The following is a 26,356-nucleotide window of genomic DNA, read 5'->3' as shown; positions in this document are numbered from 1 at the left end:
GTTGAGGCGGCCGGTGGGACGGGATAGGTGGTCACCGCCCCAAAGACACCGCGGGATCCTTGCCCGGACATGACTGTGGCCCCACCGGCATGGTCGGTGGGGTGGGGGTCAGTGTGTTCGTCGGCGTTTGTGGGTGAGGTCGTTGACGTAGACGCGTCCCATGGGGCTGGTCCACACGAACGTTGTCTTGTCCTGGCGTTTGTAGGTCCAGTTGCCGTGGGTCTTGAGGCGGTGGTGGAGCCGGCACAGCGGTGCCAGGTTGGCGGAGTCGGTCTTCCCGCCGTGGTGCCAGGGGGTGATGTGGTCGAGGTCGCAACGCCTCGCGGTCTTGCCGCAGCCGGGGAAGACGCAGGTGAGGCAGGTGAGGATGACCTGTTCGCGTAGCCGTGGGGTCGGCTGGTACCGGTCGGTTGAGAGGTTCTCGGTGAGGTCGAGGACGGGTCGGATCGACACCTTGGTGTTGGCGTGGTGGCACCAGTCGGCGAGCTGCTCGATGGTGATGGTGGACCCGGTGCTGCTGAGGCCGCCGGTGCTTTCGAGGCTGATGATGCCGTGGGCCTCGCGGGTGTCGTGGTGGGCGTAGATGACCAGCTCCCGGGCACCCTCCCCATCACCGCCGGTGAGGGCTTGGTCGGCGAGGTGGCCGAGGGCTTTGGCGCGGCGCTCGTCGAGGTCGAGGTTCAGCTCGGGGTGCTGCTCGAGGAGGGCGTAGGCCTTGGTCTTGATGGCGGCTTCGAGGGCGAGGGCGTCGTCGAGGTCGAGGAGGCCTTCGATGGGGACGTAGCCGTGGTTGTGTTCGGCGTCCTCGAGCGCGATCCGGAGGTACTGCCCGGCGGCGGTCTCGGCGCGGTCTTCTTCGCCTTGGTCGGCGTCGGCTTCGGCGGCGGCCTTGTTGGCGACCCGCTCGATCTCCGCGAAGGAACACTGGTGGGCGATGGGGGCGATCTGGGTGTCGACCTGGGCGGCGGCGTGTGGGGGCAGGGTGATGGTGTGCTCGGTGACTCGGCGGGCCTTCCAGACCTGGACCTCGCCGGCCATCACCCGGGCCCAGAGCAGCGGGAGGCGGTGCTTGGTCTCCAGGGCGGCGCCGAGGAACTTGCGCCCACCGGTCGACGACATCCCGACCGCGGTGGCGAACTCGGTGATCGCGAACTCCGAGACGGTGGGTGCGCCGTACCCGGCAACCTCCAGGGGCCGGTCCCCGAACAACACGTTCGCCTCGTACACCGGTGCCGACGCCAGTGCGGGGGCCTGGTCGCCGGGGTGGGCTTCGCCCCACCGCGCGGCGAGGTCGAACTCACGCGCCTCCGCGAGCCGCTTCGCGCGGTGGGTGACCTCGGCGGCAGCCAGCAGCGACTCGTCGCGGGACCGGGGTCCGGCGATCAGAGTGGTGGAGCGCTTCCGTCGAGCCATGCCTCCAGGCTACCACGATTCGTATGTATGTTCGAGTGTTCGGGTGGATTGATTTGCCCTGTTTTTGTCATGTTTTCGGGCGGTGGCCACGACGGTCGACCCGCGCGGGCCCGCAGGCCGACCGAGGCCGCAACCATCCACCGCAACCCCAGACTGCGGTGACCCCATAACCCGTCTGTCGCGTCACCGGCGGTGACCCGAGCGGGCCGTGGCGTTGGTGTCGCCGGCCCGGGTGTCCTGGGCCGGTTGGATTCCGGCGTCGGCGGCTTCCGGCTCCAAGGCGGCCAGGGCTGGAACGCCCGTGGCTGGGGCTGGGCGGCGGAGTACGTCGTGGCCGTCGACGTGGTCACGGCGGAAGGCCAGCTCGTGCGTTACTCCGTCACGGAGAACTCCGATCTCTACTGGGCTTCTCGGGACTCCGGCCCCGGCTCCCCCGGCGTCGTCACCCGCTTCCACCTGCAGACGCGCCCGCTCCCCCGGCACTTCGCGCACACCGTGCAGGGCTTCCGCCTCGACAACGAGCTCACCACGCCCGAGGCCGAACGCGCCCGCCAGCTCGAGGACAACCCCGAAGGCCACCGCTGGGCCGTCGACACCGCCTGACTCTCGGGCTCCGGCAGCTGAGGTGGTGTGCCGGCGATGCGCCGCGCCTACGCGACCCTGCCCAACGAGAAGGCCGTCACCATCTGGTTCTCGATGGCGCCCCTGCTGGCTCGAGGGCGCCATGGCCGACCGCGACCCCGACCGCGTCTTCGTCGACTACCTGGGTGACCCACCAACCGCAACCACTGGCTCGGTGCCTGAGCCCTGAAACCCCAGATCCCCGCCCACATAGGGATCTGAAGTGTCCGATATCCGCGTCACCTACGTTGGGTATTTGAGGCCTCGGAAGTGGACTCCCGCTCGACCCCAGGGTGGGATGGCTCACGTGAGCCACCTGGATCTCGGGATGGGTCGGAGACGCTCACGCTCCATGCAAGCATTCCAACCGGGGGAGACGAATGGGAGTCATCGAACTGGTCGACGCGTCGGCGGCGACCGCGCTCGAGCACGCCGCCGAGTTGCAGGGCCACCTGAAGACCGCGTACGACGCAGACGCGCTCCGCGGTTGCAGCGCCGAGATGCACCGCCTGGTCGGTGACATCGTCTCGTTGCGCAATGCGGCCGAGCTCTTGAAGCGTGAGGCAATGCGCTAGGTCGAGCAGCCCGCGATCTGACGCGGCGCGGTCAGCGAGCCAGGCGCGCCACGCGGCCGTTGGCGCCTGCGGCCCAGCACGATCCGTCGCGCGTGCAGTCGAGCGCGTGGTATCCGTCGTCGCTGACCCGGGTCCAGCTGCGACCACCGTCGCGGCTGACGCTGGTCCCCTTCACGTCGCCGGACTCGCCCGTGACGATCAGACGAGCCCCGCGACCCGGCAGATAGGCGACGTCCTCGCCCAGATGGCTGAGGTCGCCGGCGTTGCGCCAGGTGCGACCGTGGCGCGTCACGGCGACGGCGTCGACACCGTCGCCGGGCGCCGAGAAGTCACCACCGACGGCGATTCCCTCCTTCGGCGAACGGAACGCCAGGCCGAACACGCCCGCGGCCTCGCCGGCAGGGATCGTGGAGTCGGTGGCGGTCCAGGACACGCCGTAGTCGTCTGACCGGAAGATGCGTGAGGCACCGCCGCCGGAGCCGAAGTACGCCGAGCGTCCGGCGGTGACCAGACAGTCGCCGCTGGCGGCAAAGCCGGCCTCCGTCGGTGCTGCCGGCATCCCGGCGTCCGGGAGGACCTTCCAAGAGCGGCCGGAGTCGCGGGTGGAGAGGATCCGGAACCTCCCGTCGACCGGGTCGCTCAAGGCCAGACCACGCTTGCCGTCCGGATAGAACGCCATGCAGTCGTAGAACGCCGCGGGATCGTCGTTGACGAAGGCAGCAGCCCAGCTCGCACCTCCGGTGGTGGTGCGGTAGATCCGCGAGGCGTCACCCGGCCCGATCGCCAGGACCACGGCCTCGTTCTTGCCACGCGCCTCGACGTCGCGGAAGAGCAGGCCCTCGGTGCCAGGAGGGCTCACATCGTCCCAGCTCCGACCGCCGTCGGTCGTGCGGAACACCCGGCCCGGGGCACCTTCGGTGGCGCTGCCGCCCGTCACCCACGCCGTACGCCGGTCGACCGCATCGAGACCGCGGAAGCCCTGGTCGGCGTCGACGACGGTCTCGTCCCATTGCAGTGATGGGCCGTGCCCATCACCGTGACCGTGGCTCGGTGGACCGTGGTGGCCGGCGTACGCCGGGGTCCCGAGGATGGAGCCGACGAGCAGGGTGGACAGGGCGAGCGTTCCGAGAAGACGCATCCCAGCACCCTGCTCCAGACAACACGGTCCTGTCCAGGGTCATCGCTGGCGCAGCGGTGCGCTGACGGAGTGCAGGTGCCGGAGCGCGATGCCGTAGGACGCCAGCAGGCCGGCCTCCTCGTAGTCGACTCCTCGCTCGGCACAGAAGTCGCGCACGATCGGCTGCGCGCGTGGCAGGTTGACGCACGGCATGCTCGGGAAGAGGTGGTGCTCGATCTGGTAGTTCAACCCGCCGAGCGCGGCGTCGGTCACCAGCCCGCCGCGCACGTTGCGCGCGGTCAGCACCTGCTTGCGCAGGAAGTCCGGCTCCGGCTGCCCCGTGCGCGTCGGCATCCCCTTGTGGTTGGGGGCGAAGGCGCAGCCGAGGTAGACACCGAACAGCGCCTGGTGCACGGCGATCATCATCAGCGCCTGCCCAACCGGCAGCGCGACCAGCACCAGGCTGAGGTAGCCCACCAGGTGGGCGGCCAGCAGCGCGGTCTCGAGCCGGCGCCCGCGCAGACCGGGTCGGAGCAGCGCGCGGATGCTGGAGCTGCGCAGGTTCAGCGCCTCGAGGGTGAGCAACGGAAAGAACAGGGGCCCCTGGTACGCCGCGACAATGCGGGCGAGCCCGCGTGCGTCCTGAGCCGAACCCTCGGCCTGCTCGGTCGACCACACCAGCAGGTCAGGAGCCACGTCCGGGTCAAGCTCCTGGTGGTTGGGGTTGGCGTGGTGGCGCGTGTGCTTGGCCTGCCACCAGCCGTAGCTCATCCCGACGCCCAGGTTGCCGATCAGCCGCCCGGCCAGCTCGGCCGGCCGACGAGTGCGGAAGACCTGTCGGTGCGCGACGTCGTGCGCCAGCAGGGCGAGCTGCCCGGACACCGCCGCCATCAGCACAGCGACCAGCAGGGCGCCGACGGTCGAGCCGACATGGAAGAGCGCCACCCAGCTGAGCACCAGCGCGGCGCCCACCGCGGCGCACCGGATCGCGTAGTAGCCGGGTCGGCGGCGCAACAGGCCGGCCGCCTCGATGCGGCGCCGCAGCTCGGCGAAGTCGGAGCCGCTCGCGGCCTGGCGTTCCGCGCTGGCAGTGTTCTGAAGCGTCATGTCGCCAGTCTTCGGCGACGCTGCCGGTCGCACGATGGTGCTGACACCCGGGACGGGGTAGACCTAGAACCCCTCCGCGGTGTCGGGCAGACCCACGGCACTCAGCGCATGTGGGCGCGCAACAGCTCCAGGAACTCGTCCGCCGAGCCGCTCATCTCCTCGGGTCTCGATGTCGCCTGAAACGAATCACCAGGCAGGCGCACACGCCTTCATCGAGCCCGACATCGCGTCACGCTGCCTGACCCACCACGACTCGGCCTGGGTAGTCAGTACTGGGAAGTAAGGGGTTGTGGCGGAGGTCACTGCCGTGCGAACATCCCGTTCTGAAACGATTCATTAACCTCGTCAACTAGAGGAGACCCACCTGTGCTCCAGCCCAGTGCTCCAGAATCCGCGGGGAGGGGACGTACGACGCCACGGCGATGGCTCTCCTCGGCCGCCGCTGTCGTGACCGTCGCGAGCCTCGCATTCGCCGGTGGCACCGCCGCCGCGGCAGCGCCCACCAACCCCGCGGATCCCGCGCAGGTCTCCGTCGACGGTCTGCGCATCGACAACCGCACCGACCAGCCGCTGGGTGTCGACGACACCACCCCCACCTTCAGCTGGCAGCTGTCCGGCACCGGCCCGGCGGCAGCACAGACCGGGTACGAGGTGCGCGTGACAGATGGCTCGGGGCGGTCGCTCTGGGACTCTGGGCAGGTCACCAGCGCCGAGCAGCAGGCGACGTACGCCGGCACGGCGCTCACCTCGCGCACGGACGTGTCCTGGCAGGTCCGGGTCTGGGACGGCAACGGCGCAACCTCCGCCTGGAGCTCCCCGTCCACCTTCGAGATGGGTCTGCTGGAGTCGTCCGACTGGGGTGACGCGAAGTGGATCGAGAAGCCTCCGGCTCCGCTGAACCGCGGCGTGACGATCGACGTCGGTGATCAGAACGCGCGCTACGTGCGACTGGACGTGACGAAGCTCGGTCTGCCACTGAACGAGTCGTCCTACGGCGTCGTCTCGCGCATCCAACTCGCCGAGATGGAGGTCCTGACGCCGGAGGGCACGAATGTCGCCCGCGGCACGAGTGTCTCTGCCTCGGACCAGTTCAACTCGAACGGGTGGAGCTCGAAGGGCCTGACCGACGGGTTGATCGTCAGCCCCGGCTTCATGACCCGGCAGTCGACGACCCAGGACGTCGACCCGTCCAAGTGGATCCAGATCGACCTCAAGTCGGTCCAGCACTTCAACCGGATCGTGCTCTACCCGCGCAGCGACGCCCGCACGGCCGATGGACAGATCCCGAACTTCCCGGTGGACTTCACCATCCGGGCCTCGGCGACGTCGTCCTCACCGACCGCCGCCGACGTGATCAAGACCGTCGCCGGCGAGCCGAACCCGCAGGGCCCGGATCCCACGACCCCGCTGCCGATCTTCGCCAAGCCCTTCACCGCCACACGGCAGGTCGACAAGGCCCGCCTGTACGTCGCGGGCCTGGGGGCCTACCAGGCCACCGTGAACGGGAAGCAGGTCACGGATACCGTGCTGAACCCGGGGGTGACCAACCCGATGCGTTCGGTCGAGTACGGCGACTACGACGTCACCGACCTCGTCCAGAGTGGCGACAACACCCTCGGCGTCGCCCTGGGCAACGGACAGACGAACGTCTATCCCAAGGGCAACGCCGCAGCCGGACGCAACGACGTGTACCTCAAGTTCAACAGCGTGCCGCAGCCGCAGTTCGCCCTGACTGCACCGACCCAGGTCGGCGACACGACCGTGGCGGTGACCGGCACGGTGGGCCTCAACGTGGGTGACACCTTGAATGTCGACACCGGTGATGGAGGCGCTCGACTGGAGTCCCGCCGGATCTCCGCTGTCGGCGCCGGGACCGTCACGGTCTCCCCGGAGCTGGGCACGGCTCACGAGGCCGGCACGACGGTCATCGGCTCCGGCCCGTCGACGCAGGCGGGCACGATGATCACCCCGCGCCTGCTCGCGCGGTTGGAGATCACCTACACCGACGGCACGTCGTCCACCGTCGTCAGCGACCCGTCGTTCCAGACCAAGGACGGGCCGACAACCACCGACAACTGGTACGCGGGCACCGACTACGACGCACGCGAGGTCCAGGACGGGTGGGACGAACCGGGCGCCGACCTCTCCGAGACCAACGGGTGGGAGGACGCCTCGATCACCTCTGCACCCTCGCTCGACACGAAGCTGGTCTGGCGCGAGGCACCGCCAGTGCGCCTGCAGAAGACGTTCAAGGCCGCGACCATCAAGGACGTCGGCGACGGGTCGTGGTCCTTCGACCTCGGGCAGAACTTCGCGGGCATGCCGCAGCTCCACATCCCAGGCGGCACCGTGCCGGCAGGCACCGTGATCAAGCTGGTCCCGGGCGAGACGGCGAGCGGGAACGGCACGGTCAGCACCGCGTCGGCGGGCTCGGCCACCGGAATCTTCGACACCTACACGACGTCGGGTGACCCGGGCGGGGAGACCTTCGCTCCCCAGTTCATGTACCACGGGTTCCAGTACGTCCAGGTCTTCGGACTGCCGGCCGGCTTCACGCCGGACGAGAAGACGCTCGTCGGTCTCCAGACGAACGCCGACGTGCCCTCCGGTGGCGACGTGACGACCGACAACGCGATGATCAACCAGATCCACACGATGTCGGAGTACTCGATCCGCTCCAACATGCAGGCGATCTTCACCGACTGCCCGACGCGGGAGAAGCTGGGCTGGCTCGCCGACATGATCCAGTCGATGGGGGCGATCCACTCCGACTTCGACGTCTCCTCCTACCTGAGGGGCATGCAGCGCCAGATGCTCGAGGCGCAGCTGCCCAACGGGCAGATGCCAGGAATCGCGCCGGAGCCGACCGTCTTCGGCGGCGGCTACCGCGACGACGTCAACTGGGGTGGCGCGTTCATCCTGACGCCGTACGAGCTGTGGAAGACGTACGGCGACACGCACACCATGCGCGAGTACTACGAGCCGATGCAGGACTACCTCGCCTACGTGCGAGCCCAGGTCGCCGGCGGCCTGCTCGTCAGTGGCCTCGGCGACTGGATCGCGGGTGACACCACGACGCCGAAGGCCGCCACCGGCACCTACGGCCTCTACACCATTGCCTCGGACATGGCCGACATGGCGGCCGAGCTCGGTCACGACGACGACGCGACCGACTACCGCGGACTCGCCTCGCAGTTGGCGGACGCGTTCAACGCGAAGTTCTTCAACCCGGAGACGAAGTCGTACACGAGTGCCGGGCCGAACGGCACCACGGGCTCGCAGACCCTCGACGCCCTGCCGCTGGCCATGGGGATCGTCCCGGCCGACGCCAAGGAGGCCGTGCTCGACGATCTCGAGGCGCGGATCCGCGCCTACCACCCCGGCACCGACGGCAAGGGCCCGCACATGTCCGGTGGTGAGGTCGGACTCCAGCCGACGTACCAGGTGCTGATGGACAACGGCCGCAGCAACGTGCTGTGGGACGTCTTGCAGGAGCCGACGGCGCCGAGCTACGCCAACTTCATCGCGGCGGGCCGCACCACGATCCCCGAGTCGTGGGACATGGCGGGTTCGCAGAACCACATGATCCTGCTGCAGATCGACGAGTGGTTCAGCGCCGGTCTGGCGGGCATCCAGCAGGAGGCCGACTCCACAGGCTTCGACAAGATCGTCGTCAAGCCGCAGCCCGTGGGCACGCTCGGGCACGTAGCGGGCACCCGCGAGACTCCGCACGGCACCGTGTCGAGCGACTGGACCAAGCGCGAGGACGGATCCCTCGCTCTGGACGTCACGATCCCGGCCAACACCTCGGCTGAGATCTGGGTGCCGACCCTCGGCAAGGGAGCCGGCGCTCCCGCCGGCGCGACCTTCGTCCGCGACGAGACCGCCGGCGACTCGACGTACGCCGTCTACTCGGTGGACCCCGGCAGCTACCGCTTCGTCGGCGGGATCAGCACGCTGACCTCGGACGTGGCCCCGCAGATCACCGGCGTGGCCACGGTCGGTCAGACCCTCACCGCGGACGCCGGCAGCTGGAGCCCGAAGCCGAGCTCGGTCTCCTACCAGTGGCTGCGCAACGGTGCTCCGATCCAGGGCGCCACGGGCTCGTCGTACCAGCTGGTGCCGGCGGACCAGGGGGCAGCGCTCTCCGTGACGGTCACGGCCTCCGCTCGTGGCCTCGAGGACGCCACCGCGACCAGCGAGCCGGTCAGGGTCGGCGCTGGGACCCTGCTGCCGACGGCCCTCCCCGCCATCGGCGGCACGGCCAAGGTGGGGTCGAGGCTGACCGCCACGGCGGGCACGTGGCCGGCCGGGACGGCGGTCAACTACCAGTGGAAGCGAGACGGCAAGGCCATCGCTGCGGCTACGGGCTCGTCGTACACGCTGACTGCTCAGGACGCCAAGGCGTCGATCTGGGTGACGGTGACCGCCAAGCTCGCGGGGTACGAGACCGCCACGTCGGACAGCCATGCGGTGCGGGTCGCCCAGGGCACCTTCGCGGCCAAGCACAAGCCGAAGACGGCGGGCAAGGCCACGGTTGGTCACAAGCTGAGGGCCATCCGCGTGGCCTTCACTCCGAAGCCATCCAAGATCACCTACCGGTGGTACCGCGACGGCAAGGCGATCCAGGGTGCTACTCGCGTGACCTACCAGGTCACGAAGAGGGACGTCGGACACCGCATCAAGGTGACCGCAACCGCGCACGCCCCTGGGTACAAGGACCTCCAGGTCAGCGCTCCCGCCCTCAGGGTGAAGCGCCACCGCTGACGCAGCGATAGGTCAGGAGTGGGTGGTGGCGTCGGGACTCCCGGCGCCACCACTGCTCTTTGCACCTGCTGCCAGCTGATCGCGGACAGCATCGAGCCGCGAGAAGAGCCGGGGAGTTCGACCCCGAGCTGGCGGATTCCATCGGCGGGTTGGACGGTCTGATGCACGGTGGTCCGCGGGACTGAAACCACGGTCGCGCACCATGGCACGATGTCTCACAGGCTTCCGGGCTCCGGCGGCCTGGATGCTCAGCGCGCGGGCGAGGTCGGCACGGCGTACCAGATGGTCCGGTGGCTCCAGTCACCCGGTCCGCGGCGCTTCCCGGAGCAGACCAGGATCGCGATCCGGGACCGGCCACCGTCGTCGTAGTAGTCGACGGAGGACCGCTCGGCCCGGAGGCTGACCCGCTTGGTCACCCGGTAGCAGAGCCGCTGGCCGCTGGATCCGGCCACCCGGACGACCGCTCCCTTGCGGAGCCTGGCGAGCAGTCGGTTGCCGAGCGCCGTTCCGGCCGAGGCCGGATAAGTGTGAGCGTTGAGCCGGATGACGCCCCAGCGACCACCCGGTCGGTTCCCGGACGCCTTGTCCCACGCGAACTGCCACTTGCCCCTCGACGTCAGCGGGGGCGTGCGGGGCACCCCGCGTCGATCCCGTCCGAGGGCCAGGACCCGAGTCGCGGCGACGACGCCGGGGATGACGATGGTCTTCGGCGTGAACGCCCGGCCCACCGGCCGGCACGTCCTGGGCAGGGGAGTCGCCGACGGTGCTGCCGTCGGCGACTCCACGGACACGACCCCCGAGATGTGTCCCGAGGCGGCCACCGGGGCCGCACCGGACGTCGCTATCGCGACGCCCAGCACGACCCCGGTGGCTCGGACGATCAGAGACCCTCGTCTCAGAACGACCAGCTCCGCAGCATCTGCCGGAATCCAGTGCTCGGCAGCGCCGGCGGTCGACCCATGGTCACGGCCGCGACGTCGTGGTTGTTCTTCCGGACGGTGTCACCGCCGGCGCTCACTTCCGCCACGTTGACCAGCCGGCCCTTGGCTGCCTTGGTCGCCTTCGCGACCACGACCACCTTCGGTGCCCGCTTGCCGGCCGCGAGGTTGCGGTCCCTCGTGCACCTCACCTTGTCGATCGCCTTGCGGACCGTGCACTTCCAGCCGTTCCCGCCAGCCTTGACCAGCTCCAGACCGCGGGGCAGCTTGTCGGTGAGCACGATCGGCGCGACCGCGACCTCGGGGCCGCGGTTGGCGACGACGAGGCTGTACCGGATCGCCTGGCCGGGCTTGACGACCGCGCTCCCCAGGACCTTCTTGGTGAGCATCAGGTCGAACTTCGGCACCCGGTGTTCGGTGTCGCAGTTCACCGTCTCCCCGTCAAGGACCACGCAGCCGGGCGAGGTCACCGGGTTGACGATGTCGCGGTTCCCGAGCTTCTTGACGCCCTTGACGGTGACGGTGTAGGTCACGTGAGCGACCTGCCCGACCGGCACGGTGCCCGTCCAGAGCAGCTTCCCGTCGACGTACTCGACCGTGCCGATGGTGGCACTCGCGTCACCGTTGTACTTGGCGTCGTCGAGGACGTCGGCCAGGTCGTCGGTGAAGACGGCGTCGGCCGGCACAGTGCCCTGCTGGGTCACCGCGATGGTGTACTTGATCTTCTGACCGGCCTGGACCGCGGTGCCCGACGTCGGGTCGGCCACCTTGGTGGTGATGTAGTTGACCAGCTCGCGACCCGCCGGGTCACAGTTGATCACCGGCTCGAGCCCACCCGCATCGGCGGGGGTGTCGGCCTCGGCACAGGCGGTGTTGACCAGAGTTCCCACGGCATCCCCAGGGATCACCATCGAGTACTCATGCGACTGCGAGGCACCAGGCGCCAGCGAGTCGACGTGGAACGCTCCCTGCGGGAACTTGTCGTCCTTGACGTCGATGTTGGTCAGCGTGCCCTGACCGATGTTCGTGACCACGATCCGGTACTTCACCGTGTCGCCGATCTTGAACGCCGGGTAGTCGGTCACGTCGTTGGCGTCACGCCACACACCCTTGGCGTCCTGGACGTACTTCTTCAGGTTCGCCGCGTAGTGCGGGGCCATCTGCATCGGCGCCGAGGTCCGGGTCACCAGCCGGGTGTGCTGGGACCGGCCCTGGGCCCGGTTGACGAACTCGTCCAGCGGAGACGCGCCGTCGGTCTGGATGTGCACCTGGAACTGGCGCACCGCACCCGGAGCGAGCACCGGGCCGATCACCCGGACCGCCGTGGCGTCCGGGGTGAACGTCGTCGACCACATCGCCGACGGGGTGTTGGCCCCACCGTTGGCCGGGGTCGCCGGGTCATCGGACAGCGTGGCCGGGTCGGCGGTGGTGTAGTAGACCGTGCCGACCGAGCCGGCCGGGATCGTGACGGCCTTGAGCTTGTAGCTGCCGTCGTAGTCGGTCCCGCGCTGGTCACCCTCCCAGGGGAGGATGTCGATGATGTCGGTGTAGGCCTGCGGCAGCGGGTCGAAGGACCGCATGGTCACGGTCCACGACCCTTCGCCGTCGCCCGAGCCATCGAGGTTCGGGATGAACGGCGTGTCCGCGGTCTTGCTGATCTCGGTGTAGCCGTTGGAGGAGACCACCACCTGCGCCGTCGCCGGCTTGGAGACCTCGCCGCGCAGGTCCGAGGTCGCGGTGTTGGTCAGGGTCTGACCCGGCGTGACCGAAGTGCCCGCGACCGCCTGATAGGTCAGCGTCTGGAGCGCGTTGGTCGGCACGTCGTCCAGCAGCCACGTCAGCACCTGGCGACCGGCGTTGGTGGTGATGGTCGGCTCCGGCGCCGCCGAGCCCGGCACGTAGGTCATGCCGACCGGCAGGGTGTCGATGATTCGGTAGTCATCGACCGTGGGCGGGACCGCGCCAGCCGACCCGTTGGCGGAGTAGGTCAGGGTGAACGTCGCGGGCTCACCCGGACGCACCACCTGACGGTCGCCGGTCTTGCGGATGGTCGGGACCGCGAAGATGACGTGCAGGATGTCGCGACCGTTGGCGGTGTAGGGATACCGCTCACCGGGTGTCGCCGTGAGCTGACCGACGCCGCTGGAACCGCGGCCCGGGTAGGTCCAGGTGCCGTTGAGGCCGTAGCCGCCCCAGGTCCAGACGTCCTGCCCGATCGGGGCGTCGGTCTGGATCGTTTCGTAGACACGCAGATTCAAGCCATTGCCGTTGAGCAGGGACGCGGGGCCGGTCCAGCGGACCGCCTTGACCGTGGTCAGGTCGGCCGGCTCGGTGAACACCCAACCGGTGTTGGTGTTGCAGCCGGTGAACGCGTCCGGGTTGTAGCCGGCGTTGCCGGCCATCAGCGTCGGGTCGTTGCCGACATACCAGGCCAGCTGCCCGAACCCGGGCGGCTGCGGCGCGCCCAGCGGGTCGCCGGGAGGCGTGGAGTAGACGTTGACACCGCGATAGTCGACGTACTGGTTGTCCAGGACCGTGCAGTCGGACAGCACGTCGGTGGGGTTGACCACACCATAGGTTGAGCGGAGGTCACCGGTCTGACCGAACATGTAGGTCGCGCCCGGGGCCACCTCGATGTTGTTGTCCCAGTTGGTGGAACGCGTGGGGGATCCGCCCCACAGGTGCGCCCACGGGCCTGGGAACAGGATCGTCTTGCTGGAGGTGTTGTTGGCGGTCTCGTCGGGATCGGTCTGGCCGGTCACCGAGGTGTAGGTCGGCGCGCTGGCGGCCAGGGTCACCCCGGTGGAGGCCTGGAGGTCGCGGATCCGCAGCCAGATCGAGCCGCTGGCGACCGCGACCTGGTCGGCGGGCAGCGGGTTGCCCTTCGAGTCCTGGGTCGGCACCTGGGTCTGGGAGTAGTCGATCCCGGTGATCGTCATCCGGAACGTGTTGGGCCCGGTCTTGACCAAGGTGCAGGTCTGCACGAACGGGGCCCGCTGATCCACAGTGCCCCCAGCGGAGTACGGGTGACCCGTTGCCCCGTATGGCGACACGAACGGCGTGCACGGCTGGTCATACGGCGCGACGTTGCTTCGCTGGCCGAGCTCCAGCGGCGAGCCGTCCGCCACCGGGATGGTCAAGTTGTAGGTGATCGTCTGGGGTCCCTCATCGCTGCCGACGTCCTGGAACAGCGTCCACTCGAAGTCGAAGTCGAAGTCGCCCGGGTTCCCTCCGGGAGAGGCGACGGTCAACGGGGACGGCTGACCCCAGAGCATGTCCATGCCGAACGTGTTCTTGATGTTGATCGGGGTCAGGTCGTCGGTCAGCCCGGCGATCGAGCCCGAGGCGGTGATCTGCTCGCCGGTGGTGCCGTCGGCCACGATCGGGGCCTGGACCACGACCGCGGTGCCCTGGTTAACCGTGCCCAGGTTGCACACCAGCGTCTTCTTGTCGGCCGAGAGGCTCGACGGCGGCGTGTAGGCCGCACCCGTCTTGCACAGGTCCGGCAGCGCCTTGAACTGGCCGTTGTCGATGGTCACGGTGAAGTTGACGTTGTCCACCGGGTCGTTCGACGGCGCCGGCCGGTCGTCGTTGACGTTGACCCGCCACTCGCTGGTGACGACGTCGCCCTTCGCGACCGTGGTGGGGGTGCCGGGGGCCCACTCGCCGTCGATCTCGTAGACGGTTGCCGCCCCGGCAGGGGCGGCAAAGCCCAGAGCCAGTGTCGAGAGCCCGAGCAGCAGGGTCAGGAACATGACCATGGCGCGTCGCGGCCCGGAGGCTCCTCGGACGGCGGACGGCTCGATGAGAGGCGGTCGTGGGAGGTACGACGATGTCGTCATGAATGGTTCTCCTGGGGGGAGGGCTGGAGCCTGGGGCTTCTCGAACAGGTCTTCGCGCACAGCATGGGTCGGGCCGTGGCCGCATGGACCGGTTGGCCGCGAAGTTGGTCCTCGGTTGGTACGCCCCTGGTCCGTCCGCCGAGCCCAGCCGCCGAGCCCAGCCGCCGACACCAGCCGGACCCGGCCCGATCCGGAGTCCTGACCCGTCCCCTGTCCCACCCCGGTCGGCCTCCGTCGCAGCCGACCGCCGCAGTGGTCTAGACGGATGCCTGTCTGCGTAACCTCGGGCCGCTCCGGTCGTCGGTACGTCGAGACTCCATGAAGCGTTTCACTCGCAACGCTCCGTCTCCTCTCGGAAAGGCCACCATGCCGACCTCTCAGCACCGAGCCGCTGCCCGCCCGGCGGCGGGTCGGGTCGCACCGCTGGTCCTCGATTGGTCCGTCGTTGGTCCGTGTCCCGTGCTGGGACGGCCGGGGATGCATTCGAGGATGAGTACGCGGGGGTGTGACTAGGCCTCCCGCCGGATGAGCAGATGCCGTTGCAGGACGGCCGACTGAATCCTGCGGGCTTCGGTCGGCACAAGCAAAGAGGAGTTGGCCCCCCCTGTGGGCGACGTGAATCGGGACACGTGGCTAGAGCTGGCGGACTTGCCGAGCCCGGGTAAATTGCCAACCGAGCTCGATCCATGGGGGGGCACGCTCGAGCTCGATCCGCTGGTGCCGCCGCGCGGGCCGGGTCGCCTGGTGCCCCGGCCCGAGCTGCTGCGTCGGCTGGATCGGATGTCGCCGCTGACGGTGGTCGAGGCCCTTCCGGGATTCGGGAAGTCGGCGCTCGGGCTGGCGTGGGCCCGCGAGCACGAGGCCCTCGGCGGACACGTCGTCTGGATCGGGGCCAGCGCCGCAGTCAAGGACGTCGCCGCGTTCATGAGGCTGCTGCGTCGTGGCTTGGCGCGCAGCGGCGTGACCGAGCTTTCCGGGTTGGTCCAGGGAGCAGGGAGGTTCCGGCGTTCGTCGGGGTGGTTCGACGAGCTGGCCGCGGCCGAGCGACCGACGGTCGTCATCATCGATGACGCGCACCTGCTTGCCGACCCCGTCATCGCGGAGACCTTTGTCGACCTCGTCCGCCGCGCGCCGCTCCTGTACGCCGTCGTGCTGGCGGAGCCCGGACACCACTTCCACCGCGCCGCCGACCTGGGCAAGCTCGAGACCAACGTGCTGCGCGGCCGCGACCTCGCCGTCCGCGCCGACGAGGTCCAGACATTCGTCGCGGCCTGGGGTCACGAGATCGACGCTCGTGCGGCCCGCATGCTGCACGGGCTCACCGGTGGGTGGCTGCTCCCCTTGCGGCTGGTGCTCGACGCGACGCCGGCGGCGTCGGCGGAGTTCGCCACCCACGTGGCGGGCGACTTCATGGTGAACACGGTCCTGCCTGGGCTGGGCGTCGCGGGCACCGACACCACGGCGATGCGGTTCGCGGTACCCGACCGGTTCGACAGCGAACTGGCCTCGGTGTTGGTGCGCCTCCGCGGCACGCCCGAGCAGTCGGCCGAGGAGACGGCGGGTGCCCTGGAGCGTCAGGGCCTGCTGTGGCGCCTGCCCAGCGACGCGGGAGCGACGGCCTGGGAGTATCCCCCGCTGATGCGCCGTGCCCTGATCGAGCACTTCCAGCGCGTCGCGCCCGACGAGGCTCGCGCGGCTCACGGGGCGGTGGCCCGACACCTTGCCCAGGTGGCGGACGACGTCGCCGTGGGCCAGGCCATGCGCCACGGACGGGCGGCCGAGGACTGGGCTCTGCTGGTCGGTCTCTGGTCGAAGCGTGGATGGTCGCTGCCGGGCATTGACCCCGGTTCGTTCGAGGCGGCCTACTCCGCGCTGCCGGTCACGGTCCAGCAGCAGTTCCCGGCGCTGGCCGTGCCAGCTGCTCTCGGCGATGCGCTGCGCAGCTCGCACGACCTGGACTGGACCCGGCGGGTCGACATCCTCTTCCAGCACTACGCACGCGTCGGGCTGGACCACCTCGCCGACGCCCGCCGGATCGAGGACCCTCGGGTGCTGGCCGAGCTGTTGACCGCCGCGATGGTGGCCCGGCGCGGCGAGGGACGACTGGCCGAGGCGCATCGGCTCTCCCTGGAGGTCAGCAGGGTGCTCGACCGCGCGCGCCTGTCGGGTGAACCCCAGTGGCGCTGGAAGCCCCAGGCGGCCTGGTACCACCTGCAGAGCGCCATCACCCGGCTGAGCGCTGGCGAGCTCGGCGGGGTCGTCGAGTCGGTGTCGACCGCCCACGGGCTAAGCCCGCGCACCCCGGTCGGCGCGTCCGCTGCGGGTCTGCTGTCGGCGTTGCACGCGGTCGGCGGCCAGCGCGCGCAAGCGGAGCGCTGGTTGGCCGCCCACGAGACCGTGGACCTCGCTGACCGGTGGACGGCGACGTACGCGACCCTGCCGGCGCAGCTCACGCGCAGCATGCTGGCCCTGGACCGTCTGGACCTGGAGACCTCGCGGGTGGCGTTGCAGCATGCTCCGGTCGGGCCGGAGCTCGGGGGGCTGTGGCCTCTAGTGGTGCTGGTCCACACCCGCCACGCCCTCCTTGGCGGCGACGCCCTCTCGATGCTCTCGGTGATCAATCACCTGCACCAGGTCTACGCGCACCAGATCGACGCCGCCGACGGAGTCGCCCGGCAGGTCATCGATCGATGCACTGCCGAGGTGATGCTGGCGACCGCCGAGGTGAATCGCTTCCAATCGTGGGTCGACCGGATGGACTCGATCCCGGCTTGGCTGGCCACACCCACCGTCCGACTGCACCTGATGACCGGCAACCTCCGCAAGGCCGCGGAGCTGGCGGTGAGCGGGGTGTGGCAGCGGGAGGTCCAGGTGCGCGATCGGCTGATGCTGATCGCCATTCACGCGCTCGCCTCACACCTGCTCGGACGACCGGAGGCGGCGCACGAGAGTTTCCGGCAGACACTGTCGCTCAGCGCCGACACCGGGGACCTCGAGGCGCTGTTGGTCTTCCCGACCGAGGTGCGCCACGAGCTCCTGAGCGAGACCGGTTCGACCCTGGACGCCGAGACGACACGACTGCTCGACTCCGTCGCGTGCCCCTACCCGCGCTGTGCGGAGCTCGTCGCCCTCTCGGAACGAGAGCGGGAGGTACTCACCCAGCTGCAACGGCACGAGACGGCGGCGGACCTGGCCCGGACGCTGACGGTGTCGGTGAACACGATCAAGAAGCAGTTGGTCTCGCTCTACGCCAAGCTCGAGGTGCACGACCGTTCCGCGGCCCTCGTTCGCGCCGAAGGGCTCGGCCTGCTGGAGCAGAGAGTGGGCCGGCCGACGGACCGCGATCGCTGACAGGTGTGGGCTGCAGCAGGCGACCGATCACCAGGCCGGACGATTGGCATCAGCGACGGCTGGCGAAGAACTCCTCTAGCAGTGCGCGCGACTCGTCAGCCAGGACGCCGGCCACGACCTCCGGTCGATGGTTGAGGCGACGGTCCCGTACGACGTCCCAGAGGCTTCCGACCGCGCCAGCCTTGGGATCCCAGGCTCCGAAGACGATCCGCTCGACCCGGCTGAGCACCGCCGCGCCGGCGCACATCGTGCAGGGCTCGAGGGTGACGACCAGGGTGTGTCCGTCGAGGCGCCACTCGCCGCGAGCTCGGGCGGCCTCGCGGAGGGCGACCACCTCAGCGTGACCGGTCGGGTCGTGCTCGGCCTCGCGCAGATTGCGGCCGCGGCCGACCGTCGTACCGTCCGGGGCCAGGACGACGGCGCCGATCGGCACGTCCTCGGTCGCCAGCGCGGCGCGCGCCTCGTCGAGGGCGGCGCTCATCGCGCCCTCCCACTGCTGACCATTCACGCCGAGGTGAGGCCGATCGCGTCGTCGAAGAGCTCGCCGAAGCCGAGCTTGCGGGCCACGTCGGAGAGCATCTCGTCGGGGTAGAGGTCGACGTCGTCGAGCAGCACTCCCATGTCCATGGCGTGCATGCCGAGGTCGCCCAGGAGGTCAAGGTCCCCCGCGGGGACCTGGTCGTCCTCGTCTTCCGGTGGGGGCAGGCCGAGGAAGGTCAAGGCGGAGCTGGCCAGCTCCCACTCGTCCGCGGCGGTGATGTCGGACAGCAATACCCGGGTGGTCGCACCCGCCACTCGCACGATCACGAAGAAGTCCTCGTCCATCGCGACCAGGCCGACAGCACCACCGTCGCCCGGGAACCTTCGCAGCGCGTGGGAGAGCCGGTCGACGTCCTCGATCACGTCGTGGGCGAGCTCCTTGACGGTCCACACACCCTCGTCGCGGTAGGCGGCCAGGGCGAAGTCGACGCCATCGATCTCTTCTGTCATGGCACTCCTCCGATCCCGGTGTGTGGTTGGTGTCCAGTCAGGTCTTCCAGAGTGGCAGACCGCGAGGACGCGGCCAACCCCCTTCCCCTGTTGGAGCACTAGTGTTTGCCCATGCGCACCCACGTCGTCGACCACCCGCTCGTTGCCCACAAGCTCACCGTGCTGCGCAAGGTCGAGACGGACTCACCGACGTTCCGCAGCCTCGCCGACGAGCTGGTGACGCTGCTGGCCTACGAGGCGACCCGCGACGTGCGCGTCGAGGCGTACGACATCGAGACCCCGGTCTCGCCCACGACCGGGGTGCGGCTGGCCCGGCCCCGGCCGCTGGTGGTGCCGATCCTGCGGGCCGGCCTCGGCATGCTCGACGGGATGATGCGGCTGCTGCCCACGGCAGAGGTCGGCTTCCTCGGGATGATCCGCAACGAGGAGACGCTCGAGGCCTCGACGTACGCCGAGCGCCTCCCGGACGACCTCTCCGGTCGCCAGTGCTACGTGCTCGACCCGATGCTCGCGACCGGCGGGACGCTGGCCGCGGCGATCAAGTTCCTCACCGACCGCGGCGCCGACCACATCACCGCCGTCTGCCTGCTGGCCGCCCCCGAGGGCTGCGCGCGGCTGGAGAAGGAGCTCGAGGGCCTCGACGTCCCCGTGACGATCGTCACCGCCGCCCTCGACGAGAAGCTCAACGACAAGGGCTACATCGTGCCCGGTCTCGGCGACGCCGGCGACCGGCTGTACGGCGTCGTGGGCTGACCTGGCTTTTCCATCTGTCACAGGAATCCCCGGTTCACCGGGGGTTCATCAGCTTCTCGGCTGTTGCAAAGCCCGAGAAGGTGAGGGATACCCGGTGAACCGGGGATCCCTCACGGGCAGCCGGGGACAACTCAGCCGCCTGGGAAAATCTGCACCTTGCCGGTGGCGATCAGCACCATCAGGCCAAGGACGATGATGCCGAGCACGGCGTACACCCATTCCTTGCTGACCCGGCTCTCGTCCGACTCGGGCGCCTCGTAGCGGTGTCCGTCGGGGCGACCGCGGCGCTCGTCGTCTTCGTCGTTCATGCCCGCTCAACGACCCATGCGATCGAACGTCACTGTGCCCGGATCGCTCCGCCGTGTGTCACGCAGCACCCGGCCACGATCTCGTCCCCGAAGTCCGGCGCGAACGCCCCGTCGGCCGTCATCAGCGTGACGAGGCTGACGATGTTCTGGGCGTAGAGCCGCGACGCCGGCCCCGGCATCTGGGACGGCACGTCGGCGCCGCCCCAGACCTGCGCACTGCCGATCCGGACCACCTCACCCGCGACCACGCCCGCGACGTTGCCGCCGCTCTCGGCGGCGAGGTCGACGACCACGGATCCGGGCCTCATCTGCTCGACCATCGCACGCGAGACCAGCAACGGCGCCGGCCGGCCGGGTACGGCGGCGGTCGTGATCAGCGCATCCGCGGCGGCGACGTACGGCGCGAGCCGCTGCATCTGCAGCGCAGCGCGATCCTCCGTCATCACTCGGGCGTAGCCGCTCGCACCCTCGAGCGGCTCGAGCCCGAGGTCGATCGCCTCCGCGCCCAGCGAGCGGATCTCCTCAGCGGAGGCGGCGCGCACGTCGTACGCCTGGACCACCGCGCCGAGGCGCCTGGCGGTGGCGATCGCCTGGAGGCCGGCGACGCCGGCGCCGAGGACGACGACCTGCGCGGGCGGGACCGTCCCGGCGGCGGTCATGGTGAGCGGGAAGAAGCGCGGCAGCATCTCGGCCGCCACGACCACGCCCCGATAGCCGGACACCAGCGCCTGCGAGGTCAGCGCATCCATCGGCTGGGCGCGGGAGATGCGCGGCACCAGCTCCATCGCGAACGACGTCACGCCCGCGTACCGCAGCGCGGCGACCACCTCGCGCTCCTCCGCGGTCGGCAGGAACGAGATCGTCGCGGCGCCCGGCCTCAGCCCCCGGATCCGGTCGATGGCGAGCGGCTGCACCGAGACCACCGCGTCGGCGTCGCCGAACGCTCGCGCGTCGAGGACCGCGCCAGCTGCGGCGTACTCCTCGTCAGAGATCAGCGCGGGCAGTCCGGCCCCCGGCTCGACGGCCACCTGGTAGCCGAGCCCGGTCAGCTTGGTGACCAGCTCGGGCACGAGTGCGACGCGCTTCTCGCCTGCACGGGTCTCTCGTGCCACCGCGATCCTCATCCGCCGCAACCTAGGGCACATCGCTCACCACGAACAGAGAGGTGGCCGAGACCGGCTCACGGGGCCACTCCGTACGGTGGTGGGGTGAGCGCGACCCCTCCACCCCTGCCAGACGAGGACTTCCGGCGGTTCATGCTCGAGCATCGGTTCGGCATGGACGAGGTGGTCACCAAGCTGAACATCCTCCGCGACGAGTTCAAGCACCTCCACGACTACAACCCGATCGAGAGCGTCTCGTCGCGGCTGAAGTCGCCCGAGAGCCTGGTGGAGAAGATCCGGCGCAAGGGCCTCTCACTCGACGACCACCCCTCCTTCGACGACGTGCGCGAGCGGATCACCGATATCGCCGGCGTCCGGGTCGTCTGCAGCTTCACGTCCGACGTCTACCGCGTCTTCGACGTGCTCGCGCACCAGCCCGATGTGCGGATCGTCGAGATCCGCGACTACATCATCGATCCGAAGCCGAACGGCTACCGCAGCCTGCACGCCCTGGTGGAGGTGCCGGTCTTCCTGTCCGAGGGTCCGCGACCGGTCGGTGTCGAGGTGCAGTTCCGCACCGTGGCGATGGACTTCTGGGCGAGCCTCGAGCACAAGATCTACTACAAGTACCGCCGGGACGTGCCCACCGAGCTGCTCGCCGGCCTGCGCGAAGCGGCCGAGACGGCCTACGCGCTCGACACCAACATGGAACGGCTGCACGAGGAGGTGCGCGGTCTCGAGCGGCTACCTGACGCGGTGGTGCAGGAGATCGAGGCGAGCGGCGACTCCCCCGACGCCTCGCTGCTGGCGGCACTGCGCCGGATCGGCGCTCAGGCGCCGAACCAGAGCTCTTCCAGCGTCTCGTAGCGGGGCCGCCCGCGCGGCCCTTCACCGAGGTACGACGCCACCAGCGTGATCCGGTCGACCGGCCACCTCGGCCCGGCGTACGCGTCGAGGAGCTGCACCCAGCTCGAGACCTCCGTCGGGTGGCTCAACCGAGCCAGGGTGACGTGCGGGCGGAAGCGCTGACCGTCGACCACGATCCCGGCCCGGTTGGCTGCGGCGCGGCAGCCGGTGGCGAGCCGGTCGAGGTCGGTGCGGCCCTGCTCGTCGAGGTCGAGCCCGGCCCAGAGGACGCGGGCACGTCGGGCGTTCGGGAAGGCGCCGCCGCCGGCGATCCGGGTATCGAACGCCGTACGACGGGCCGCGGCGCGACCGAGCCGCTCGACGAGATCGTCGAGCCGGCGCTCCTCCACCTCGGCCAGGAAGGAGAGCGTGACGTGGAACTGCTCTGCGCTCGCCCAGCGGAACGGCGCGGCGGACCGCCGTACGTCCAGGAACGCGTCGAGGTGCTCGACTGCCTCCTCGGAGGGGACGGCGGCGACGAAGAGGCGCATCTCTCCTTACCCGACCTGGGTGCCGAGCGCCGATCCGATCGCGTAGGTGACGGCCATGGCGAACAGACCGCCGAGCACGTTGCGCAGCACGGCCCGGCGGGGGCTGCTGTAGCCGAACCTCGCGCTCGTCCAGCCGGTGATCGCGAGAGCGATGACGACCGAGACGACGGTGAGCCAGAGCCGGATCTCCGGCGAGGCCAGGGTCATCGTCAGCAGCGGCAGCAACGCGCCGATCGTGAACGAGATCGTCGATGCGGCGGCCGCGTTCAACGGGTTCGAGATGTCGTCGGGGTCGATGTGCAGCTCGGCCTCGGCGTGGGCTCCGAGCGCGTCCCTCTCGGTCAGCGCGACCGCGACCTCGAGCGCGAGCTCCTCGTCGAGGCCCTTGTCCACGTAGATGCCGGCGAGCTCGGCGAGCTCCTCGTCGGGCTCGTCGCGCAGCTCCCGGCGCTCCTTGGCCAGCAGCGCGAGCTCGGAGTCGCGCTGGGTGCTGACCGAGACGTACTCGCCCGCGCCCATACTCATCGCACCGGCGGCGAGGCCGGCCACGCCGGCGATCACGATGGCGGACCGGTCGCTGGTCGCACCGACCGCGCCGATCACGATGCCGGCGGTCGAGACGATGCCGTCGTTCGCACCGAGCACGGCGGCGCGCAGCCAGTTGAGCCGGTTGTTCAGCCCGAGCTGGTGCGGCTCGTCGTCGTCCGGGCCGATCGAGGCGCCGATCTCACCAACCGTCATGCCCCGAATCCAAGCCCTCAGGCGGGACCGTTCGCAACCAAGGCAAGGCTGCGCTGGCGACCCGTCAGGCCGAGGGTCCCGGCGGTGAGGCACGCGAGTGCGACCGCGAGCGAGAACCACGGAAAGATCGCGGCCAGCCCCCAGGTCGTCGCCGCCCACCCGGCGAGGATGGTCGGGACGATCATCGCGATGTAGCCGAGTACGTAGTACGCCGACATCACCTGGCCGCGCTGGCCCGCCGGGACGACGCTGCCGAGGTGCCGCAGCGACCCGCCGAAGGCCAGGCCGAAGGACAGGCCCATGAACACCGCGGCCGCGCCTACCAGCCCGGCGTGCCCGCTGTCGAGGGCGAGCACGCTGACCCCGAGCGCCGCGGCGGTGCCGAAGTCGCCGATGATCGCGGCACGCTTGGCGGTGAGCCGGCCACCGAACGCCTGGCTCACCGCGGCGGAGCCCGCCATCGCCGCGACGACGGTGCCGCCGAACACCAGGCTGTGCACACCGGTCGACTGACCGGCGAAGGTCGGGAAGAGCGACAGGTAGACCCCGAGCACGGACCAGGCCGCCATCACGCCGAGTACGGCGAACCGGAAGTCGGCAGCGATCGAGGCCGGCACGTGCGGGCGGGCCAGCCGCAGCGGACCCGACGCCCGCCCGGTCCGGCCGGCGTGCGGCTCGGCCATCGCCAGCAGTCCGAGCAGCATCGCGAGGATGACCACCGCCACCACGGCGTACGGCGCGACGTAGGGGTGTGGAGCGAACTGCGCGAGCAGCGACGTGCCGAGGATGGTCACCGCGATCCCCGCGTTGACCATGATCCCCGTCAGGTGGCCGGTGCGCGCACCGCGCGACGGACGCAGGTCCAGGAGCGCAGCACTGCCGACCACGACCGCCGTACCGACCGAGGCGCCGTGGAGGACCCGCGCCACGAACAACGCCACCACGCCGTCAGCCGTCATGAAGACAACGAGCCCGGCGATCATCCCCGCCGCGGCACCGAGCAGCAGGGGCTTGCGGCCGTACTTGTCCGACGCCTGCCCGGCGAGCAGGACCGCGACCAGCGCGGCGGCGGCGTACGCCGCAAAGACCAGCGTGGTGGTGATCGGGGCGAGGTGCCAGCGCTGCTCGTAGAGGCCGTAGAGCGGCGCGGGTGCACCGGAGACGCCCATCGCCGCGGCGAGGAGGGCGATCAGCAGCGGGTAGGCCCACCGCTGTCCGGTCGTGTGGTCGGCCGGAGCTGTCGTGATCGTGCTCATCGCTTCCTCCTGCGTGGTAAGTTCGATGTAGATCGAACAGGACCACCGTAGGACTCGGTTCGATGATTATCAAACCGAGGTGAGGAGAAGCACATGACCGACACTGAGGAGCGAGTCGAGGTCGGCACCTTGCAGGACGTGCTCGCCGCCCTCTCCGACCCGGTGCGCCTGGAGATGGTCCGCCGGATGTACGCCGGCGCCGGGCCGACCCCGTGCGCCCAGCTGTACGACGGCGTCAGCAAGTCGACGGCCAGCCATCACTTCAAGATCCTCCGCGAGGCCGGGGTGATCGACCGCAGCGTGATCGGCGGCCAGACCCACCAGGACCTGCGTCTCGACGACGTCGAGGCGGCCTACCCCGGAGTGCTCAGCTCGATCCTGGCGGTGCGTCCGGCTCGCTGACCGCCCAGCGGTGAGCCAGCAACCGTTCCTTGGCCGTCTGAGCAGCCAAACGGTTGCTCACGCACCGCCGACCGGCGCCGCGCCACGCCCAGCGGTGAGCCAGCAACCATTCCATGGCGGTCCTGGCCGCCAAACGGTTGCTCACACACCGCCGACCGGCGCAGCCTCGTCCGGCTCGCTGACCCGCTTCGGCATCAGCATGCCGACGCCGAGCAGGGCGACCGCGATGATCGCCGAGGTCAGGAAGACGTGGTGGATCGCGGGGTCGAGGATCTGCGGGGTCAGGTTCGACACGTCGGGTACGCCGCGGCCGAGGCGGGCGGCCACCTCGTGGTTGACGATCGCGCCGAAGATCGCGACGCCGACCGCGCTGCCGACCGAGCGGGCGAACATCGTCGATCCGGTCGTCACGCCTCGGTCCTGCCAGGTCACCGACGTCTGGGCGGCGATGATCGACGGGCTCGCCACCAGGCCGAACCCGAGACCCATCACGAAGCACGGCAGCGCCAGCAGGAGGATCGAGCTGTCCGGACCGACGAGCAGGAGCAGCGCGGTGCCGACAGCGGCGATCACGCCGCCGATCAGCATCGTCGCCCGGAAGCCGACCGTCAGGTAGAGCCGGCCGGAGTTGGATGCCGCGATCGGCCATCCCAGCGTCATCGCGGCGAGCGCGAGCCCGGACGCCACCGCGCCGTACCCGAGCACGCTCTGCGCGTAAAGCGGGACGTACGTCGACAGGCCCATCATCAGCACGCCGACGACGAGCGAGGTCACCATCGCCGCGACCACCACCCGGTGCCGCAGCAGCCAGAGCGGGAGCACCGGCTCGGCCGCGCGTCGCTCGACCAGCACGAACCCGCCGAGCAGGACAACCGACGCCACGAACAGCCCGACGCTGACGGGTGAGGCCCAGCCCCACCGCACGCCACCCTCGAGCAGGGCGAGCAGGAGCAGCACGCCGCCGCCGGTCAGCAACACCGAGCCGGCGTAGTCGATCCGGTGCGCCTTGCGCTCCACCTGCTCGTGGAAGTTGCGCCAGATCATCGCGGCCGCGAGCAGCCCCAGCGGCAGGTTGATGAGGAAGATCCACCGCCAGGAGACGTAGTCGGCGAAGACGCCACCGAGCGTCGGGCCGATGACGGCCGACATCGCCCACACGCTGGCGACGTACCCCTGGACCTTGGCGCGCTCCTCGAGCGTGTAGGTGTCGCCGACGATCGTCATGCTCATCGGCTGCACGGCCCCGGCGCCGAGCCCCTGCACGGCACGGAAGGCGATCAGCGCCCCCATGTTCCAGGCGAGCCCGCATAGCAACGAGCCGAGGACGAAGAGCCCGATGCCGACCAGCATCACCGGCTTGCGGCCGTACTGATCGGCGAGCTTGGCGTAGACCGGGACGGTGACCGCCTGCGCGAGCAGGTAGACCGAGAACAGCCAGGGGAACTGGGTGAACCCGCCGAGGTCGCCCACCACCGCCGGGACCGCGGTCGCGAGGATCGTGGAGTCGATCGCGACCAGACCGAGGCTGAGCATGACCGCCAGCAGGATCGGGCCGCGCTCGCTGCGCAGGCCGACACTGGCGCGCGAGATCGGTGGGCTGGTCACGTACGGCGGCAACCCGGTGTGGCGCGTCACCATTCCCGCAGCGGTTGGACGGGGCTCCCAACGGGTACGG

The 26,356-nt window shown here is 70.0% G+C and carries 20 protein-coding genes; 7 read left to right on the top strand and 13 right to left on the bottom strand.

Features of this window, described 5'->3' with window-relative positions:
* Nucleotides 1–108: 108 nt before the first annotated feature.
* Complete coding sequence (locus ABEA33_RS01790; protein ID WP_345524816.1) at nucleotides 109–1,413, bottom strand: HNH endonuclease signature motif containing protein; 1,305 nt, start codon at nucleotides 1,411–1,413, stop codon at nucleotides 109–111.
* Between the two features lie 192 nt (nucleotides 1,414–1,605).
* On the opposite strand from ABEA33_RS01790, the gene ABEA33_RS01785 reads away from it, so the two are divergent.
* Both ABEA33_RS01785 and ABEA33_RS01780 read left to right on the top strand, forming a co-directional pair.
* Nucleotides 1,606–2,016 carry a hypothetical protein gene (locus ABEA33_RS01785; RefSeq protein WP_345524815.1) on the top strand — a complete coding sequence of 137 codons (411 nt, stop codon included), beginning with the start codon at nucleotides 1,606–1,608 and terminating at the stop codon, nucleotides 2,014–2,016.
* Nucleotides 2,017–2,414: 398 nt separating this feature from the next.
* On the top strand, nucleotides 2,415–2,609 hold the full coding sequence (locus tag ABEA33_RS01780; protein ID WP_345524814.1) for a hypothetical protein: 195 nt from the start codon (nucleotides 2,415–2,417) through the stop codon (nucleotides 2,607–2,609).
* Nucleotides 2,610–2,640: 31 nt separating this feature from the next.
* Here ABEA33_RS01780 and ABEA33_RS01775 read toward each other — a convergent pair whose 3' ends face one another.
* Nucleotides 2,641–3,747, bottom strand: coding sequence for a WD40/YVTN/BNR-like repeat-containing protein (locus ABEA33_RS01775; protein WP_345524813.1), 1,107 nt, complete (start codon nucleotides 3,745–3,747; stop codon nucleotides 2,641–2,643).
* A 39-nt stretch (nucleotides 3,748–3,786) separates the two neighbouring features.
* A complete protein-coding gene (locus ABEA33_RS01770) occupies nucleotides 3,787–4,833 on the bottom strand; it encodes a fatty acid desaturase family protein (protein WP_345524812.1) in 1,047 nt (348 codons plus the stop codon).
* Nucleotides 4,834–5,199: 366 nt separating this feature from the next.
* Between ABEA33_RS01770 and ABEA33_RS01765 the strand changes: the two genes are divergently transcribed.
* Nucleotides 5,200–9,600, top strand: coding sequence for a family 78 glycoside hydrolase catalytic domain (locus ABEA33_RS01765; protein WP_345524811.1), 4,401 nt, complete (start codon nucleotides 5,200–5,202; stop codon nucleotides 9,598–9,600).
* Nucleotides 9,601–9,848: 248 nt separating this feature from the next.
* Here the strand turns inward: ABEA33_RS01765 and ABEA33_RS01760 are convergent, their stop codons facing one another.
* Nucleotides 9,849–10,328, bottom strand: coding sequence for a class F sortase (locus ABEA33_RS01760; RefSeq protein ID WP_345524810.1), 480 nt, complete (start codon nucleotides 10,326–10,328; stop codon nucleotides 9,849–9,851).
* A gap of 167 nt (nucleotides 10,329–10,495) precedes the next feature.
* Nucleotides 10,496–14,380: a DUF7927 domain-containing protein gene (locus ABEA33_RS01755; RefSeq protein ID WP_345524809.1), complete on the bottom strand. Its 3,885-nt coding sequence runs from the start codon at nucleotides 14,378–14,380 to the stop codon at nucleotides 10,496–10,498.
* A gap of 666 nt (nucleotides 14,381–15,046) precedes the next feature.
* Here ABEA33_RS01755 and ABEA33_RS01750 point away from each other — a divergent pair.
* On the top strand, nucleotides 15,047–17,731 hold the full coding sequence (locus ABEA33_RS01750) for a helix-turn-helix transcriptional regulator (RefSeq protein ID WP_345524808.1): 2,685 nt from the start codon (nucleotides 15,047–15,049) through the stop codon (nucleotides 17,729–17,731).
* A 49-nt stretch (nucleotides 17,732–17,780) separates the two neighbouring features.
* Here the strand turns inward: ABEA33_RS01750 and ABEA33_RS01745 are convergent, their stop codons facing one another.
* A complete protein-coding gene (locus ABEA33_RS01745; RefSeq protein ID WP_486348354.1) occupies nucleotides 17,781–18,212 on the bottom strand; it encodes a nucleoside deaminase in 432 nt (143 codons plus the stop codon).
* A gap of 23 nt (nucleotides 18,213–18,235) precedes the next feature.
* Nucleotides 18,236–18,721 carry a tRNA adenosine deaminase-associated protein gene (locus ABEA33_RS01740; protein ID WP_345524806.1) on the bottom strand — a complete coding sequence of 162 codons (486 nt, stop codon included), beginning with the start codon at nucleotides 18,719–18,721 and terminating at the stop codon, nucleotides 18,236–18,238.
* Nucleotides 18,722–18,832: 111 nt separating this feature from the next.
* On the opposite strand from ABEA33_RS01740, the gene upp reads away from it, so the two are divergent.
* Entirely contained in the window at nucleotides 18,833–19,474 is a 642-nt protein-coding gene (gene upp / locus ABEA33_RS01735) for a uracil phosphoribosyltransferase (RefSeq protein ID WP_345524805.1), read from the top strand.
* Between the two features lie 131 nt (nucleotides 19,475–19,605).
* Here the strand turns inward: upp and ABEA33_RS01730 are convergent, their stop codons facing one another.
* Together ABEA33_RS01730 and ABEA33_RS01725 are read right to left on the bottom strand one after the other, a co-directional pair.
* Nucleotides 19,606–19,782, bottom strand: a complete 177-nt coding sequence (locus tag ABEA33_RS01730; protein WP_345524804.1) for a hypothetical protein — start codon at nucleotides 19,780–19,782, stop codon at nucleotides 19,606–19,608.
* A 29-nt stretch (nucleotides 19,783–19,811) separates the two neighbouring features.
* Complete coding sequence (locus ABEA33_RS01725; RefSeq protein ID WP_345524803.1) at nucleotides 19,812–20,906, bottom strand: NAD(P) transhydrogenase subunit alpha; 1,095 nt, start codon at nucleotides 20,904–20,906, stop codon at nucleotides 19,812–19,814.
* A gap of 84 nt (nucleotides 20,907–20,990) precedes the next feature.
* Here ABEA33_RS01725 and ABEA33_RS01720 point away from each other — a divergent pair, with 84 nt between their 5' ends.
* Entirely contained in the window at nucleotides 20,991–21,752 is a 762-nt protein-coding gene (locus ABEA33_RS01720; protein WP_345524802.1) for a GTP pyrophosphokinase, read from the top strand.
* Here the strand turns inward: ABEA33_RS01720 and thpR are convergent.
* The 3 genes from thpR to ABEA33_RS01705 are packed head-to-tail and all read right to left on the bottom strand — an operon-like array spanning nucleotide 21,716 to nucleotide 24,279.
* Entirely contained in the window at nucleotides 21,716–22,282 is a 567-nt protein-coding gene (gene thpR, locus ABEA33_RS01715; protein ID WP_345524801.1) for an RNA 2',3'-cyclic phosphodiesterase, read from the bottom strand. The genes ABEA33_RS01720 and thpR overlap by 37 nt on opposite strands.
* 6 nt (nucleotides 22,283–22,288) lie before the next feature.
* Nucleotides 22,289–23,023, bottom strand: coding sequence for a VIT1/CCC1 transporter family protein (locus ABEA33_RS01710; RefSeq protein WP_345524800.1), 735 nt, complete (start codon nucleotides 23,021–23,023; stop codon nucleotides 22,289–22,291).
* Between the two features lie 17 nt (nucleotides 23,024–23,040).
* Entirely contained in the window at nucleotides 23,041–24,279 is a 1,239-nt protein-coding gene (locus ABEA33_RS01705; RefSeq protein ID WP_345524799.1) for an MFS transporter, read from the bottom strand.
* A 93-nt stretch (nucleotides 24,280–24,372) separates the two neighbouring features.
* Between ABEA33_RS01705 and ABEA33_RS01700 the strand changes: the two genes are divergently transcribed.
* A complete protein-coding gene (locus ABEA33_RS01700; protein WP_345524798.1) occupies nucleotides 24,373–24,681 on the top strand; it encodes an ArsR/SmtB family transcription factor in 309 nt (102 codons plus the stop codon).
* Between the two features lie 141 nt (nucleotides 24,682–24,822).
* Here ABEA33_RS01700 and ABEA33_RS01695 read toward each other — a convergent pair whose 3' ends face one another.
* The gene (locus tag ABEA33_RS01695; protein WP_345524797.1) at nucleotides 24,823–26,319 is read right to left on the bottom strand and encodes an MDR family MFS transporter; all 1,497 of its coding nucleotides are present in this window, start codon (nucleotides 26,317–26,319) and stop codon (nucleotides 24,823–24,825) included.
* Nucleotides 26,320–26,356 lie beyond the last annotated feature (37 nt).

Source organism: Nocardioides endophyticus, from assembly GCF_039543845.1.
Lineage (GTDB): Bacteria > Actinomycetota > Actinomycetes > Propionibacteriales > Nocardioidaceae > Nocardioides > Nocardioides endophyticus.
Note: the sequence above shows the minus strand (reverse complement) of the source record. Positions and strands in the feature narration are given on the sequence as shown.

What these genes read in the sequence shown, in the direction of transcription:
- ABEA33_RS01790 (WP_345524816.1), bottom strand. Translation starts at nt 1,413, where the DNA reads ATGGCTCGACGGAAGCGCTCCACCACTCTGATCGCCGGACCCCGGTCC.
- ABEA33_RS01780 (WP_345524814.1), top strand. Translation starts at nt 2,415, where the DNA reads ATGGGAGTCATCGAACTGGTCGACGCGTCGGCGGCGACCGCGCTCGAG.
- ABEA33_RS01775 (WP_345524813.1), bottom strand. Translation starts at nt 3,747, where the DNA reads ATGCGTCTTCTCGGAACGCTCGCCCTGTCCACCCTGCTCGTCGGCTCC.
- ABEA33_RS01770 (WP_345524812.1), bottom strand. Translation starts at nt 4,833, where the DNA reads ATGACGCTTCAGAACACTGCCAGCGCGGAACGCCAGGCCGCGAGCGGC.
- ABEA33_RS01755 (WP_345524809.1), bottom strand. Translation starts at nt 14,380, where the DNA reads ATGACGACATCGTCGTACCTCCCACGACCGCCTCTCATCGAGCCGTCC.
- ABEA33_RS01745 (WP_486348354.1), bottom strand. Translation starts at nt 18,212, where the DNA reads ATGAGCGCCGCCCTCGACGAGGCGCGCGCCGCGCTGGCGACCGAGGAC.
- ABEA33_RS01740 (WP_345524806.1), bottom strand. Translation starts at nt 18,721, where the DNA reads ATGACAGAAGAGATCGATGGCGTCGACTTCGCCCTGGCCGCCTACCGC.
- upp (WP_345524805.1), top strand. Translation starts at nt 18,833, where the DNA reads ATGCGCACCCACGTCGTCGACCACCCGCTCGTTGCCCACAAGCTCACC.
- ABEA33_RS01730 (WP_345524804.1), bottom strand. Translation starts at nt 19,782, where the DNA reads ATGAACGACGAAGACGACGAGCGCCGCGGTCGCCCCGACGGACACCGC.
- ABEA33_RS01725 (WP_345524803.1), bottom strand. Translation starts at nt 20,906, where the DNA reads ATGAGGATCGCGGTGGCACGAGAGACCCGTGCAGGCGAGAAGCGCGTC.
- thpR (WP_345524801.1), bottom strand. Translation starts at nt 22,282, where the DNA reads ATGCGCCTCTTCGTCGCCGCCGTCCCCTCCGAGGAGGCAGTCGAGCAC.
- ABEA33_RS01710 (WP_345524800.1), bottom strand. Translation starts at nt 23,023, where the DNA reads ATGACGGTTGGTGAGATCGGCGCCTCGATCGGCCCGGACGACGACGAG.
- ABEA33_RS01705 (WP_345524799.1), bottom strand. Translation starts at nt 24,279, where the DNA reads ATGAGCACGATCACGACAGCTCCGGCCGACCACACGACCGGACAGCGG.
- ABEA33_RS01700 (WP_345524798.1), top strand. Translation starts at nt 24,373, where the DNA reads ATGACCGACACTGAGGAGCGAGTCGAGGTCGGCACCTTGCAGGACGTG.
- ABEA33_RS01695 (WP_345524797.1), bottom strand. Translation starts at nt 26,319, where the DNA reads ATGGTGACGCGCCACACCGGGTTGCCGCCGTACGTGACCAGCCCACCG.